Raw genomic sequence first — 14932 nt, 5'->3', positions numbered from 1 at the left:
TCATCGGTGTCGGGAAAGCTGCAGGGAGGCGGCCCCGGCGACCACCCGGTCCACCGCGGCGGCCATCGCGGCCCGGGTGGCCGCGCTTTCCACTGTGTAAGGACGGTGGGCCGCGTCATCCCAGGCGACCCTGGTCTGGTGCGCCGCCACGAGCGCCAGCGCGGCGGTCTCCACACCGAGCAGCGTCCACTCGACCAGACCGGCCAGCACACCGTGGCCGGGCAGCGACACGTAGGTCAGCACCGCGAGCGTCCCGCCCGCGGCCAGGGCCAGCCACTCCATCGGGCGCGCGATCGGCAGCCACCGCTCGTCGGCGCCGAACCGGCGCGACATCAGCGCGGTGGCGCCCGCCATGCTCACCAGGGCCACCAGCATCGCGACCTCCGCGACCCGGGTGCCCGGCGCGACGGCCGCGATGACGGCCGACACGGCCCACGCCAGCGTCAGCGCCTGCGGCCATCCCGCGACAGGCGCCCGCACGGCGCGCATCCCGGCGGCCAGCAGCAGCGAGGAAACCCCGAGCAGGCCGACGGCGAGGGCCGCGGCCCTGCCGCCGTCCAGCGCGGCGTACCGGGCGATGGTCAGATCGGCCATCCCGTCCGGACCACCGATCCGGCCGATCACCAGCGTGAGGGACGCGGCAAGCACGCCTGCACCGGCGACCAGGGGATAAAGCCTTCTCAGGGGAAGCATGTATAAAGATTCCCCCGAAAGGGGCATCTCAGGCATCCGGTTTAATCCCTGAGCCATCCCTGAGCCCACCCCTAGGTCTCAGGGATGACCGGCAGGCCCTACCCTCACCCCGCCCGGGGACGGAAGCGACCCGGGACCCCCCTCGCGAGTCCCGGGTCGCGGCTCCGGCGCCGGTCAGGCCGTCGCGGCGGCCTCGGTGTAGCGGGCGCGCAGCCCGGGGACCGGGTCGGCCTCGTAGGCCTCGGGCTCGCCGGACCCCCAGACCGGGGGCTCGGCGGTTCCGGCCAGCAGCCACGCGGCCTGCCGGGCGGCGCCGTCGGCCACGTACTCGCCGGGCTCGGGCACCAGGACCGGCCGGCCGAACACCGACGGGGCGATGCGGCGCACCGCCTCGGACCTGGCGCCGCCGCCGATGAACAGCAGGCGGCTCGGCTCCACGCCGAGCGCGTCCAGGCCGTCGGCGAGCCCGCACAGCATGCCCTCCACGGCCGCCCGCGCGAAGTGCGCCGGGGTCGCGTTGGACAGCCGCAGCCCGTGCACCGACCCGGTGGCGTCCGGCTTGTTCGGCGTGCGCTCCCCCTCCAGGTACGGCACCATCACGAGCCCGTCCGCCCCGGGCGGCCCTTGCAGGGCCAGGTCGGACAGCTCCGCCACGCCGACGCCCAGCACGGCCGCCGCCGCGTCGAGCACCCGGGCGGCGTTCAGCGTGCACACCAGCGGCAGGAAACGGCCGGTCGCGTCCGCGAAGCCCGCGATGGCCCCGGAGGCGTCGTGGCTCGACGTGCCCGAGCAGGCGAAGACGGTCCCCGAGGTGCCGATGGACACCACCACGTCCCCGGGCCGCAGGCCCACGCCGAGCGCCGCCGCCATGTTGTCGCCGGTGCCGGGCGCCAGCCGCACGGACGCGGCGTCCGGGAACAGGCCGGAGTCGACCACCCCGGCCTGCCCCACCGGCTCCAGCACGCGCGGCACGAGCGGCGTGTGCCCGAGCGCCAGCTTGAGCAGGTCGGCGCGGTAGGTGCCCGCCGACGGGGACCAGTAGCCGGTCCCCGAGGCGTCACCCCGGTCCGTGGTCAGCGCGCCGAGGCCTTTGGCCCCGGCCAGCCGCCAGGTGAGCCAGTCGTGCGGCAGGCACACCGCCGCCGTACGCCGGGCGTTCTCCGGCTCGTGCTCGGCCAGCCAGCGCAGCTTGGTCACCGTGAACGACGCCACCGGCACGCTGCCCGCCGCGTCCGCCCAGGCCTGCGGCCCGCCGAACTCGGCGACCAGTTCCTCGGCCGCGCGGGCCGAGCGGGTGTCGTTCCACAGCAGGGCGTCGCGGATCACCGCGCCGTCCTCGTCCAGGCAGACCATGCCGTGCTGCTGGGCGCCGACCGACAGCGCCGCCACGTCGGCCAGGCCGCCCGCCTCGTCGATCGCCTGCCGCAGCGCCGTCCACCAGTGGTCGGGGTGGACCTCGGTGCCCGGCGGGTGCGGGGCGCGGCCCTCGCGGACCAGCGCCCCCGTCTCGGCGTCCCTGACGACGACCTTGCAGCTCTGCGTCGAGGAGTCGATCCCGGCGACCAGGGTCATCCGCGCACCCCGAGGAGGTGCTCGATCGCCAGCTGGTTGAGACGGGTGAAGTGGAACCCCCGCTCGGCCGCCTTGTCGATGTCGAAGTCGTCCTTGGCCAGGTCGGCGACGGTCTCGCCGGGGGCCAGGGTCGGCTGGGCCAGCTCGGTGACCCGGGAGTCGGCGAGCGCCTGCTGCACCTCGGGGTCGGCGCGGTACGCGGCCGACTTCGCCTTCAGGATGAGGTACGTCCGCATGTTGGCGGCGGCCGACACCCACACGTCCTGCGGGTCCTCGGTGCGCAGCGGCTTGTAGTCGAAGTGGCGCGGGCCCTCGTAGCCGCCGTTCTCCAGCAGGTCCACAAGGAAGAACGCGCTCTTGGTGTCACCGTGGCCGAAGATGAAGTCCTGGTCGTACCTCGGGCCGTGCTGGCCGTTCAGGTCGATGTGGAACAGCTTGCCGTGCCACAGGGCCTGGGCGATGCCGTGCACGAAGTTGAGCCCGGCCATCTGCTCGTGGCCGACCTCGGGGTTGAGCCCGACCATCTCGGGGTGCTCAAGCTCGTTGATCAGCGCCAGGGCGTGGCCGATGGTGGGCAGCAGGATGTCGCCGCGCGGCTCGTTGGGCTTGGGCTCCAGGGCGAAGCGCAGGTCGTAGCCCTTGTCGATGACGTAGGCGCACAGGAGGTCGAGGCCCTCCTTGTACCGGTCGAGCGCGGCCTTGACGTCCTTGGCCCCGTCGGACTCGGCGCCCTCACGGCCGCCCCAGCAGACGTAGGTGGTGGCGCCGAGCTCGGCCGCGAGGTCGATGTTGCGGAGGACCTTGCGCAGGGCGTACCGGCGCACGTCGCGGTCGTTGCTGGTGAAGGCGCCGTCCTTGAACACCGGGTGGGTGAACAGGTTGGTGGTGGCCATGGGGACCTTGAGGCCGGTGCCGGCGAGGGCCTCCTTGAACTTCTGCACGGCCTTGTCGCGGTCGGGCTCGGTGGCCAGCAGGTCGTCGTCGTGGAAGGTGACGCCGTAGGCGCCGAGCTCGGCGAGACGGTTGACCGACTCCACCGGGTCGAGCGGGGGGCGGGAGGCGTCACCGAAGGGGTCGCGCGCCTGCCAGCCGACCGTCCAGAGGCCGAAGGTGAACTTGTCTTCCTTCTTGGGGGTGTACGCGTCCACTGTCTGTATCTCCCAACTTGGAGGTATTTAGTCTATGTTGTGGACTAAATATCGGACGACGGAGGCGCCAGGTCAAGAGGCGCGGGACCGTGACTTCACGGGGGAGGGCGGCTGGTTGTGATCGAGGGCGGTGACATCCCCTGATGGCAGGGGCTTTGCGGCACGGCACGATGCGCGCGGGCAACCTCGCGGTCGTCCTCGGCGAGCTCGACCGGCGCGGGCCCCTGACCCGCGCCGCCCTCGCCGACGGCACCGGCCTGACCAAGACCACGGTATCGAAGCTGGTCGGCGACCTGATCGACGCCGGCATGGCCGTGGAGTCCGGCGCCGTGCGCGACGGCGAGCGGGGCCGTCCGGGGACGGCCGTGCGGCTCAGCGGGCACCGCGTGGCCGCGCTCGGGCTGGAGATCAACGTCGACTACCTGGCCGCCTGTGTGGTCGATCTCACCCGCGAGATCCGCGTCATCCGTACACAGCCTGTGGACAACCGCTCCGTCCCGCCCGCCGAGGTCATCGCCCGCCTGCGCACCCTGGCCACGACCGTACTCGCCGAGGCCGCCGCCCTCGGCCTGTCCGTCGCCGGCGCCGTGGTGGCCCTCCCCGGCCCCGTCGACCCCATCACCGGCACGGTCCACCGCGCTCCCAACCTCGGCTGGCGCGACGTCGCCGTCACCGACACCCTGGCCCTCCCGCTGCCGGTGGTCGTGGACAACGAGGCGAACCTGGCCGCCCTCGGCGAGTTGTGGTTCGGCTCCGGCCCGTCCCTCGGCGACTTCCTCCACGTCTCCGGCGAGATCGGCATCGGCGCCGGCCTGGTCGTCGGCGGCGGCCTGTTCCGCGGCGCACACGGCTTCGCCGGCGAACTCGGCCACGTCGTCGTCACCCCCGACGGCCCCCCCTGCCGCTGCGGCGGCTCCGGCTGCCTGGAACGCTACGCCGGCCAGGACGCCCTCCTGGCCGAAGGCGAAACCCTGCCCGGCCTGGTGGCCCGCCTCCGCTCCGGCGACCCCGAAGCCCTGGAGTCCTGCACCCGCGCCGGCACCGCCCTCGGCATCGCCCTCACCACCGCGGCCAACCTCCTGGACCCCGACACCATCGTCCTCGGCGGCATCTACGCCCCCCTGTTCCCCTGGATCTCCACCTCCGTCACCCGGACCCTGCACAGCCGTCTGTCCCAGATGCACCCAAAGGTCCCCGCCCTGGTCATCTCCGCCGCCGGCACCAACGCCGCCCCCCTGGGCGCCGCCGGCTCGGTCATCCAGCGTGTCATCGCCGACCCCACCCCCCTGCTCCCCTCGCCACCGGCCCCTCATCAGGAGGCCATCGGCTGAGGACGTGTCAGCCCGGGGGGCCGGCCCCTGGTGCGTCGCGGTCGTCGACGATTCGGGTGAGCAGGTCAAGAAGGGTGGTGCGCTCGTCCGCCGACCAGGAGCGCAGTAGTTCGTCCTGCGCGGCGGCCACGACGGCGCCGAGCTCGCGAAGGTGGCGGGTTCCCGCGGCGGTGATGGTGATGATGTTGCGGCGGCCGTCACCGGGGTCGGGACCGCGCCGGACGTACCCCTGCTCGACCAGAGCGCCGATCGCGGCCACCACGTCGCTGCGATCGATGGACGTGCACCGCCCCAGGTCCGCCTGACTCGACGGCCCGAACTCGTCCAGCGCGGCGAGCATGGCGAAGTGGTACCGGCGTGAACCGACGCTCGCCAGAGCCTGGTCTGTCAGCCGGTTCGCCGTGATGGCCACTTGATTGACCAGCCAGCTGGGCAGTGTTCTCAGCCGGGCGGGAGTGGCGCGCTCTCTGATCCCCACGATCCCCATCCTAGAGGATGGTTGGCGGCACCATCATTGGCAGGACCATCAAACTGCGGTACGTTGACGATGCAGTTGTTGGCGCGACCATCAATCTCCCGCAGAGGAATCGGAGATCGACATGACCGAGACCACCGTGCCCCGCCCCAGCTTCGGCCGCGCACTCGCCGAGGCCACCCGGAAGGTCGGCAAGCTGCACCGCCGGGCCCTCGCCGAGTCCGGCACCGACTTCCCCGGCTGGATGCTCCTCACCCTGCTGAAGGAGCAGACCTCGCCGATGCCTGTCGGCGTCGTGGTGGCCGAGATGGACCACCGCATGGACCTTCCCGAGGCCGACGTCCTCAGCCTCCTGAAGAGGACCGCCGCGGCGGGCCACGTCACCTACCGGCCGGACGCCCCGACGCCTACCGCGGAACTCACAGAGGAGGGAAGAACCTACTTCGCACGCGTCTACGCCCACGCCCGCACGACCACCGACGCCGCCGGCGACGGCATCGACCCCGACCTCCTCGACACCGTGGTCACCGTGCTTCTGGCCGTGGACGAGCGCGCGACCCTCCTGCTCGATTCCTGACAACGGCACGAGAGGTCACCCCTCGCCACCCGACGAGGGGTGACTCCTCCCGGTATGCCCCACCCGAGGCAGCGGTGGACACGGCCCACTGTCACCTCCCCAGAGTCATCGGCTAAATTCGGTTGAGAGTTAAAGCAACCCTGGAGGACCCATGTCCGTCCATCGCCTCAACCACGCCGTCCTGTACGTCCGCGACGTCGACCGCAGCGTCGCCTTCTACCAAGAGGCCCTCGGCTTCCGCGTCGTGATGTCCTTCCCCGGCGCCGCCTTCCTCCAGGCCCCCGCCTCGCACAACGACCACGACCTCGGCCTGTTCCAGATCGGTGCCCAGGCGGGCCCCTCGCAGGCGGGCCAGGCCACCGTCGGCCTCTACCATCTGGCCTGGGAGGTCGAGACCCTCGACGACCTCCAGCACACCGCCGACAAGCTCACCGAACTCGGCGCCCTGGTCGGCGCGTCCGACCACAGCACCACCAAGGCCCTCTACGCCAAGGACCCCGACGGCCTCGAATTCGAGGTCTCCTGGCTGGTCCCCGCCTCCCACCTCACCGAGGACACCATCGCCGCCCGCGCCCACATCCGCCCCCTGGACATCGCCAAGGAGAAGACCCGCTACGGCGCCCTGACCCGGGGCGGCACCGGCATCTCCATCCCCGGGTGAAAACCTTTTCCGCGTAGAAATCTCACCGTCCTATGCCTTGGACCCCCAACGGTGTCGAGTTCGAGGTCTACTCGCCGATCCTGGACCGAAAACCTTTTCTGCGCTGAAATTTTCACCGTCCCCTGCCGCGCGGCCGAGCCCCCGGCGGCTGATAGTTCCAGGCGGGAGGACCCGTGGCGCCACGGGCCTCCGGTGCCGGCCGCGGCGAGGCGTTGACGTGTCCCGCTCGGTCGGATGTACTCCCCGGCACCGGCAGCGGACGGATTCCTTGATTGTTAGCGATAACAATAAATGATCGCGGCTATTCGAGTCAGCCAGTGAGCTGCCGGTTTTTCCTGATTGTTGCCGCTAACAAAGGAAGAGCAGATGTCCCCCTCGCCGCTCAACCGCCGTCAGCTGTTCCAAGCCACGGGTGTCGCCCTGGTCGCCACGACCGCCGGCCCGGTCGCCTTCGGTAGCTCAGCGGCCGAGGCCGCGGTGGTGCCTCCGGTCCGGCCCGACCTCGGAGTCTCGGCCTATCCGTTCGACTACGGGCAGGTGCGGCTGAGCTCCGGTCGCTGGATGGACAACCAGAACCGCACGCTGTCCTACCTGCGGTACGTCGACGTCGACCGCATGCTGTACGTCTTCCGCGCCAACCACCGGCTGTCCACCAACGGCGCCGCCGCGAACGGCGGATGGGACGCTCCTTCGTTCCCGTTCCGCTCCCACATGCAGGGGCACCTTCTCACCGCGTGGGCCCAGGCCTACGCCGTGCTCGGCGACACCACGTGCCGCGACAAAGCCAACTACATGGTCGCCGAGATGGCCAAGTGCCAGGCGAACAACGGCGCGGCCGGGTTCGGCACCGGGTACCTGTCCGGCTTCCCCGAGTCCGAGTTCAGCGCCCTGGAGGCGCGCACGCTGAGCAACGGCAACGTGCCGTACTACTGCATCCACAAGACACTGGCCGGCCTGCTCGACGTGTGGCGCCACACGGGCAGCACCCAGGCCCGCAGCGTGCTGCTGGCGCTGGCCGGCTGGGTGGACCAGCGCACCGGCCGGCTCAGCTCCAGCCAGATGCAGAACATGCTGGGCACCGAGTTCGGCGGCATGAACGCGGTGCTGGCCGACCTGTACCAGCAGACCGGCGACGGACGCTGGCTCACGGTCGCGCAGCGGTTCGACCACGCCGCGGTGTTCAACCCCCTGGCGTCGAACAGCGACCAGCTCAACGGCCTGCACGCCAACACCCAGGTGCCCAAGTGGATCGGCGCGGCGCGGGAGTTCAAGGCCACCGGCACGACCCGCTACCGCGACATCGCGAGCAACGCCTGGAACTTCACCGTCGGCGCGCACACCTACGTCATCGGCGGCAACAGCCAGGCCGAGCACTTCCGGGCCCCCAACGCGATCGCCGGGTACCTCTCCAACGACACCTGCGAGCACTGCAACACCTACAACATGCTCAAGCTGACCCGCGAGCTGTGGCTGCTCAACCCCAATCAGGTGTCGTACGTGGACTACTTCGAGCGGGCCCTGCTCAACCACGTCATCGGCGCGCAGAACCCCGCCGACGGCCACGGCCACGTCACCTACTTCACACCGCTGCGGCCGGGTGGCCGCCGCGGGGTGGGCCCGGCGTGGGGCGGCGGCACGTGGAGCACCGACTACAACTCGTTCTGGTGCTGCCAGGGCTCGGGGGTGGAGGTCAACACCAACCTGATGGACTCCATCTACTTCTACAACGGCACCACGCTGACGGTGAACCTGTTCATGCCGTCGGTGCTGAACTGGACGTCTCGCGGGATCACGGTCACCCAGACCACGACCTACCCCGTGAGCGACACTACGACCCTGCAGGTGACCGGGAGCGTCGGCGACTCGTGGACGATGCGGATCCGCATCCCCGGCTGGACCACCGGCGCGACGATCAGCGTCAACGGCACCCAGCAGAGCGTGGACACCACTCCGGGGACCTATGCCTCACTGACCCGGTCCTGGACCTCGGGTGACACCGTGACGGTCCGCCTGCCGATGCGAGTGATCATGGTGGCGGCCAACGACAACCCCAACGTCGCGGCCGTCACCTACGGACCGGTCGTGCTGTCGGGCAACTACGGCAACACCTCGCTGTCGGCGTTGCCGACGCTGAACACCTCGTCGATCACCCGGACCAGTACGACCGCGCTCACCTTCACCGCCACCGCGAACAACGCGACGGTGAACCTGATCCCGTTCTACGACGCGCACGGGCACAACTACACCGTCTACTGGAATGCCACCGGCGGCGGTGGCCAGCCCACCGGGTCGGGTTTCCGGCTGGTCAACGCGGCCAGCGGCCTCGTGCTGGGCATCCAGGACATGTCTACTGCCGACGGCGGCCTGGCGCTGCAGTGGACCGACAACGGCACCGCCGACCACAACTGGGAACTGATCGTCGACGGCGGCGCGGTGAGGTTCCGCAACGCCAACAGCGGCAAGGTGCTGGGTGTGGACGGCATGTCGACCGCCGACAACGCCCGCGTCCTGCAGTGGGCCGACAACGGCACCGCCGACCACCGCTGGACCATCACCGACGTCGGCGACGGAACCCACAAGATCCGCAACGCCAACAGCAGCAAACTGCTGGGCATCCTCAACGGCTCCACCGCCAACGGCGCCCAAGCCGTGCAGGACCCCGACAACGGATCGTCCGACAACCAGTGGCGCTTCGTCCCGAGCGGCGCCCGCCGCATCCAGAACCTGGCCAGCGGCCTGGTACTCGGCGTGCAGAACATGTCCACCGCCGACGGCGGCCTGGTCCTGCAATGGGGTGACACCGGCACCACCGACCACCTGTGGACCGCCGTCACCGACACCGGAGGCTACATCCGCCTTCGCAACTCCAACAGCAACAAGGTCCTAGGCGTCGAGAACGCCTCCACCAGCACCGGCGCGCGCGTCCTCCAATGGGCCGACAACGGCGCGAGCGACCACCGCTGGCGCCTGCGTCACGGCGCCAACGGCTACTTCCGCATCCAATGCGCCAACGGTGGCCGCGTCCTCGGCGTCACCGGCGCCTCCACCGCCCAGGGCGCCCAGATCGTCATGTCCGACGACAACGGCGCCAACGACCACCTCTGGCGATTCGTGTAGTCCCCCCGCGCCGGGAAGCCCCGGAGCCCATGCTCGTCCTGGGCGGCCGTACCAAGTCAGGGAACCCCAGGGTACGGCTGCCACAGGACGACGAGCATCACAACCCACGCGAGCACCACGCCCTGCATGACCACGATGCCCTTCCGCCCCCGCCGCCAAGCGATCACCAGAGTCGTGACCAGGACGACGGCCACCACCCCGTAAGACGTATAGGCGACCCTGCAACGAAAGCGAATCTCCGCCAGCCACTGCTCATACGTCGGATCGCTCCCAGAACAGAGCACCGTCGCCCCGTCACACAACACCCCCCGCCCCACCGCCCGATCGATGACAAACCCAGCGGCCACCAGCAGCACCCAGTCCAAGCAGCACAACACCACCACCGCTCCGACAACCCACCCGTGCCGCGCCAATTCCCCCATCCGCACCACCCGATCGTACGGCGCCGCCCTACGGCGACATCGTCAATGTCGGCTTTCGGGGGATGGAACGTACCGGTCCGTCAGGCCGCGGAGCGCTCGGCGGCCGGGCGGCGGCGCCGGTTCGCGTGTGAGATGGCCGGTGGGGTGTAGGACACGTCGTTGGGGCCGGCGTCGGTACCGGGGGGAGCGATCTCGTCGAGCCGGTCGAGGATCTCGTCGTCCAGGGTGACGCCGGCGCCGGTCAGCAGGTCGTCGAGCTGTCGCATGGTGCGCGGCCCGATGATCGCGGAGGTGACGCCCGGGTGGGCGATCGCGAACGCCATCGCGAGGTGGGTCATCGGCAGGCCGGCCTTCTCGGCGAGCGGGATGAGCTGTTCGACGACGTCGAGTTTGCGCTGGTCGGTGAAGTGCTGCGGCATGCCGCCGGACCGGTGGGTGTCCGTCTGCCGCCCCTTGCGGTAGCGGCCGGTGAGCAGGCCCTGGCCCAGCGGGCTCCAGACCAGGGTGCCCATCCCGTAGCGCTGACAGACCGGCAGCACCTCTCGTTCGATGCTTCGGTTGACGATCGAGTACGGCGGCTGCTCGGTCCGGAAACGCTCCAGACCGCGCCGCTCGGCGACCCACTGCGCCTCGACGATCTCCGAGGCGGGGAAGGTCGACGCGCCGATCGCCCGCACCTTGCCGCCGCGGACCAGGTCGGACAGGGCTGACAGAGTCTCCTCCACGTCGACCGCCGGATCGGGGCGGTGGATCTGGTAGAGGTCGAGGTGGTCGGTCCGCAGGCGGCGCAGGGTGTTCTCGACGGCGGTCATGATCCAGCGCCGTGAGTTGCCCCCGTGGTTCGGATCGCCGCCCATCGGATAGTGCACCTTGCTGGCCAGCACGACGTCGTCGCGGCGACCCTTGAGTGCCTTGCCGACGATCACCTCGGATTCGCCGGCGGAGTACACGTCGGCGGTGTCGACGAAATTGATTCCCGCGTCCAGGGCCCTGTGGATGATCTGGATCGAGTCGTCGTGGTCGGGGTTGCCCATGGCCCCGAACATCATGGTGCCCAGGCAGTACGGGCTGACCTCGATTCCGGTCCGGCCCAGCGTGCGGTACTTCATGATTCCCCCCGGAATCGTTCGTGGAGCGTTCGGTGCGTGATCGGCATGGTGCCGTCGGGCCCTGTGGGGGTGCGGCGTCGCCGATACATCCATGCAAGCAACGCGGCGAGCGCCGGGCCTTCACGATCCTTTCGCGTGGTTGCACAATCCTCTTCGCTCAGGTGGGAGTCACGGCAGCGCCGCCGCGGCGGGACCGGCTCCACCCCGCAGGCGTACCGCGTCGACGCTGGGCGGAGCACCGAACTGGCGCCGGTACTCCCGGCTGAACTGGGACGGGTTGTCGTACCCGACGCGCTGGCCGACGCCGGTGACGTCGTTCGGACGGTTCGCCAGCAGCAACCTCGCCGCCTGTAGCCGGATCTGCTTCTGGAACTGGATCGGGCTCATCGCCGTCACCACCTGGAAGTTCCGGTGGAAAGCGGAGACACTCATCCCCGAAAGCTGTGCCAGTTCCCCGACCCGGAACGGCTGGGTGTAGTTCTCCCGGATCCACCGCACAGCACGTTCAATGTGGCTCAGGCTGCTGTCCGCGAGACCGAGCTGACGGACGGCGTCCCCCTGTTCCCCGGTCATCAACCGCCAGAGGATTTCCCGCTTGAGCAGCGGGACGAGCGCCTTCCGGTCCCCTGGCCGGTCGAGCAGGCGCAGCAGCCGAACGACAGCGTCGAGCAACTCGTCCGGGGCGTCACTGACCGCGATGCCCGGCGGCACGGTGCCGGTGGACCGAGGTAGTTCCCCAGGTCCGATCTGCAGCAGCAGCTCCGCGATGACGGCAGGTTCCAGGGTCATGCCGAAACCGAGCGAGGGGCGGGCGGTGTCGACGAAATGCCCCGTCACCGGGAGGTCGACCGAAGCGACGAGATACTGGCCGGCACCGTACTCGTAGACGCGGTCCCCCAATGCCAGACGCTTGCTGCCCTGAGCGATGACCGCCAGCACCGTGCCGGACATCGAGGACTCCGGCGAAACCGCATGATCGACCTTGCAGACCCGGACGCCGTCGATTGCAGTGGCCAAGCCGGGACGCGCATGCCGTTCCAGCAGGTCACGAAGCTCGTCCAGAAACATGTCACCATTGCAGCACGCGAGCCGCCGACGGCCAGAGGAAGGTGCACGAACACACAAGTCCGTCCCATCCCGCCCCGCGAGCGACCCAGTGCGGCGGCCTTCAAACCGCCGACTGATGAAAGGCTCCGCCGACCGGTCCGTACAAGGCCGGACGCGCCGTCGTCAGAAGGACTTGAGGGTGGCGACGAATGCGCCGAAGGCGGGGGACGGCACCGTCAAGTGGCCTCTTGAGGGGGTCTTGCTGTCGCGGATGGCTACCCCGGTAGGGAGGGTGGCGACCTCCACGCAGTCGCCGCCGTTCGCTGAGCTGTAGGAGGATTTCTTCCAGATTAGCTCTTCCATTGTCCGGCCATCCTTGTCATGAGTGACACAGATTCTCGCTGAGACAGGGCGTCAGCCCGGAAGACATCGAACATTCGTCGCAATCGTATCAAATCCTCCGGATCCTCGACTACTTCTCCGCTGATGGCATTGTCCACGTACGCGATGTCAGTTCCGCCGTTGAAATTGGCGATCACGAACGGACCGGTGAAACCCGCGCATGCCTTGGCGCCGGGGGGACGATCTGAACGATCACGTTATCGCGTTTGGCCATCTCTGACAGATGCGTCAGTTGACCGGCCATGGCATCGGGACCGCCGACGTTCTGGGCCAGCACGCTTTCCGCGATGAGTGCGATGAACATCGGCGGCTCCTCCTCTTGGTAAAGGATCTTCTGCCGTTCCATGCGCGCGCCGACCATCTCTTCGACGTCCGCGAGATGGTTGGCCGCCTGGAGGATCGCTCTCGCGTAGTCCTCGGACTGCAGGAGACCGGGCACCACCATCGGCTGGAACGACCACAACGACGACGCCCGTGCCTCGATCTCCGTCCAGCGTCCGAACCACTCCAGTGGGACCGATGCCTTCACCAATTCCTCGCGGATGCGGGCGAGGATGCCCCTCATCTCGAACATCTCATCCAGTTTGGCCACATGGTCCGCCACGGGAACCCGATGGCCGGTCTCCCATTGGCGGACCAGGACTTCACTTACATAGAACTCTTTGGCCAGCGTCGCCCGGGATATACCTTTCCCTTCCCGAGCCCGCCGCAATTCCCGAGCAAGGAACATACGCGGCGTGCCGCCGTTACCTGTCGTCATCTGCCGGTGCACCTCGTTTCAGCGGGCCACAGGGGGTTTCGAATCACACGCGGTCCGAATGTGCCTTCCCCACACAATGCCAGGCGAACGATCCTGGCAACGGCTTTTCCGAAAAGGCCGGCCGTGGAATCGAACGAAACCCGCGCCACATGGGTCCCCCTCCGCACGAAAGGGTGCGAATAATGGCAGACCCCGCAATGCTGCCGTGCAGCGATAAAACGTCTACCCCGGACGTACCGGCGAACGTCATCGAGCTGCCGGGACGTCCGGAGTCGGCCGCACTCGCCCGGACGTTCGCCAGGGAGGCGCTCGGCGACCGGCATCCTGCCGCCGACGACGTGACACTCCTGGTGTCGGAGCTGACCGCGAACGCCGTGATCCATTCGAGGTCGCGCGACGGCGGGACCGTGACGTTGATGATCGCCGACCGTGTGACACATGTTCACATCGAAGTCACCGACGAGGGCGGCGACGCGGCCCCTGAACTCCGTGAGGACCCTCTTTCCGAAGGAGGACGCGGCCTCATGCTCGTGAACCTGATCTCCCACCGCTGGGGCGTTTCGCAAGACTGGTCCTGGCGCACCGTCTGGTGCGAGGTGCGGTACGAGATCGCCACCACACCGGCCGGCGGTCGAGTCTGAGAAGTGGTCGGTGACGCTAGACAGCGAGGCACCGGTCAAGCCGAGCCCTTTCGCGGTGGAGCGCGATGAGCCCGGCAGGGGCCGGAGGTGTGGGGGCTGGCTCCCACATACAGGGGCCGGGGATGTGGGGGCTGGCCCCAATGCCACTTAGCTTAAGTTGATCTTTGTGGTGGGTGTGTCGTTCTGTGTGGTGTGGGGGTGGTTCGGGAGGATCGGGTCGTGTGACGCATGGTGGTGTGGTGGCGGGTGGCCGGTTGACGGATTGGGTCTCGCTGGGAGTGCTGACTGCGTCGGTGCCGCGTGATGTGGTCGATGAGGCGGTCGCGGTGGCGGGCAGGCAGGCCAGGCGCGCGGGTGGGAAGCTGCCGCCGCATGTGATGGTGTATTTCGCGATGGCGATGGCGTTGTTCGCCGATGATGACTACGAGGAGATCGCGGTCCGGCTGGGTGAAACGTTGTCGGGTTGGGGGTGCTGGGACGCGCAGTGGTCGCCGCCGACTTCGGGCGGGATCGCGCAGGCTCGTGCTCGGCTGGGGTTTGAGCCGGTGCGGGCGCTGTTTGAGCGGGTGGCGGTTCCCGTCGCCGGGGAACTGACGCGTGGTGCGTGGCTGGGGGATCGGCGGTTGATGGCCATCGACGGGTTTGAGTGGGACGCCCCGGACACGCCCGGTAACGTCGAGGTGTTCGGCTATGGCGGATCGGCCGAGCATGCCACGCCGTTTCCCAAAGTGCGTGTGGTCACGATCTCCGAGTGCGCTTCGCATGCGGTGGTGGCGGCCGCGATGGCCGGCACCTCCATCGGGGAACAGGTCCTGGCGCGGGCGTTATGGCCAGGCGTGGAGCCGGGCTGGCTGCTGCTGGCCGACCGCAACTTCTTCAACTGGGCCGACTGGCATGCCGCAGCGGCCGGCGGCGCGCAGTTGTTGTGGCGGGTCAAGTCCAGCCACCGACTGCCGGTGCTGGAGGGGTTGCCCGAT

The 14932-nt window shown here is 69.3% G+C and carries 14 protein-coding genes and 1 pseudogene; 6 read left to right on the top strand and 9 right to left on the bottom strand.

Translation table 11 applies throughout. The annotated features are described in order from the left end of the window. The 3 genes from ACFP1K_RS04055 to xylA form a co-directional block, all read right to left on the bottom strand. Nucleotides 1–693 (bottom strand): DUF998 domain-containing protein, encoded by a 693-nt coding sequence (locus tag ACFP1K_RS04055; RefSeq protein WP_380747096.1) that lies wholly within the window; start codon nucleotides 691–693, stop codon nucleotides 1–3. Nucleotides 694–867: 174 nt separating this feature from the next. Beyond that, nucleotides 868–2265 carry a xylulokinase gene (gene xylB, locus ACFP1K_RS04050; protein WP_380747095.1) on the bottom strand — a complete coding sequence of 466 codons (1398 nt, stop codon included), beginning with the start codon at nucleotides 2263–2265 and terminating at the stop codon, nucleotides 868–870. Next, nucleotides 2262–3413, bottom strand: a complete 1152-nt coding sequence (gene xylA, locus ACFP1K_RS04045; RefSeq protein ID WP_380747094.1) for a xylose isomerase — start codon at nucleotides 3411–3413, stop codon at nucleotides 2262–2264. Before xylA ends, xylB begins: the two co-directional genes overlap by 4 nt. 143 nt (nucleotides 3414–3556) lie before the next feature. Between xylA and ACFP1K_RS04040 the strand changes: the two genes are divergently transcribed. Continuing rightward, nucleotides 3557–4744 carry an ROK family protein gene (locus ACFP1K_RS04040; RefSeq protein ID WP_380747093.1) on the top strand — a complete coding sequence of 396 codons (1188 nt, stop codon included), beginning with the start codon at nucleotides 3557–3559 and terminating at the stop codon, nucleotides 4742–4744. Between the two features lie 7 nt (nucleotides 4745–4751). Here ACFP1K_RS04040 and ACFP1K_RS04035 read toward each other — a convergent pair whose 3' ends face one another. Beyond that, nucleotides 4752–5222, bottom strand: a complete 471-nt coding sequence (locus tag ACFP1K_RS04035) for a MarR family winged helix-turn-helix transcriptional regulator (RefSeq protein WP_380747092.1) — start codon at nucleotides 5220–5222, stop codon at nucleotides 4752–4754. A gap of 121 nt (nucleotides 5223–5343) precedes the next feature. Here ACFP1K_RS04035 and ACFP1K_RS04030 point away from each other — a divergent pair, with 121 nt between their 5' ends. The 3 genes from ACFP1K_RS04030 (at nucleotide 5344) to ACFP1K_RS04020 (ending at nucleotide 9574) form a co-directional block, all read left to right on the top strand. Beyond that, nucleotides 5344–5796, top strand: coding sequence for a hypothetical protein (locus ACFP1K_RS04030; RefSeq protein ID WP_380747091.1), 453 nt, complete (start codon nucleotides 5344–5346; stop codon nucleotides 5794–5796). 151 nt (nucleotides 5797–5947) lie between these two features. Further along, on the top strand, nucleotides 5948–6457 hold the full coding sequence (locus ACFP1K_RS04025) for a VOC family protein (RefSeq protein ID WP_380747090.1): 510 nt from the start codon (nucleotides 5948–5950) through the stop codon (nucleotides 6455–6457). A gap of 366 nt (nucleotides 6458–6823) precedes the next feature. Next, nucleotides 6824–9574, top strand: coding sequence for a beta-L-arabinofuranosidase domain-containing protein (locus ACFP1K_RS04020; RefSeq protein ID WP_380747089.1), 2751 nt, complete (start codon nucleotides 6824–6826; stop codon nucleotides 9572–9574). 56 nt (nucleotides 9575–9630) lie between these two features. Here the strand turns inward: ACFP1K_RS04020 and ACFP1K_RS04015 are convergent, their stop codons facing one another. The 5 genes and pseudogenes from ACFP1K_RS04015 to ACFP1K_RS03995 form a co-directional block, all read right to left on the bottom strand. Then, nucleotides 9631–10002, bottom strand: a complete 372-nt coding sequence (locus ACFP1K_RS04015; RefSeq protein ID WP_380747088.1) for a hypothetical protein — start codon at nucleotides 10000–10002, stop codon at nucleotides 9631–9633. 74 nt (nucleotides 10003–10076) lie between these two features. Continuing rightward, nucleotides 10077–11105, bottom strand: coding sequence for an aldo/keto reductase (locus tag ACFP1K_RS04010; protein ID WP_380747087.1), 1029 nt, complete (start codon nucleotides 11103–11105; stop codon nucleotides 10077–10079). 168 nt (nucleotides 11106–11273) lie between these two features. Further along, a complete protein-coding gene (locus ACFP1K_RS04005) occupies nucleotides 11274–12173 on the bottom strand; it encodes an AraC family transcriptional regulator (protein ID WP_380747086.1) in 900 nt (299 codons plus the stop codon). A 162-nt stretch (nucleotides 12174–12335) separates the two neighbouring features. After that, nucleotides 12336–12515: a DUF397 domain-containing protein gene (locus ACFP1K_RS04000; protein WP_380747085.1), complete on the bottom strand. Its 180-nt coding sequence runs from the start codon at nucleotides 12513–12515 to the stop codon at nucleotides 12336–12338. Next, nucleotides 12503–13284, bottom strand: a pseudogene (locus ACFP1K_RS03995) (helix-turn-helix domain-containing protein). Before ACFP1K_RS03995 ends, ACFP1K_RS04000 begins: the two are co-directional and overlap by 13 nt. Before the next feature lie 212 nt (nucleotides 13285–13496). Between ACFP1K_RS03995 and ACFP1K_RS03990 the strand changes: the two are divergent. Together ACFP1K_RS03990 and ACFP1K_RS03985 are read left to right on the top strand one after the other, a co-directional pair. After that, nucleotides 13497–13955, top strand: a complete 459-nt coding sequence (locus ACFP1K_RS03990) for an ATP-binding protein (RefSeq protein ID WP_380747084.1) — start codon at nucleotides 13497–13499, stop codon at nucleotides 13953–13955. 221 nt (nucleotides 13956–14176) lie between these two features. Beyond that, on the top strand, nucleotides 14177–14932 hold a 756-nt coding region (locus ACFP1K_RS03985), incomplete at its 3' end, for a transposase domain-containing protein (RefSeq protein WP_380747083.1).

Source organism: Sphaerisporangium aureirubrum (assembly GCF_042658925.1).
GTDB classification, from domain to species: Bacteria; Actinomycetota; Actinomycetes; order Streptosporangiales; family Streptosporangiaceae; genus Sphaerisporangium; species Sphaerisporangium aureirubrum.
This window is presented reverse-complemented; position numbering and strand designations above follow the sequence as displayed.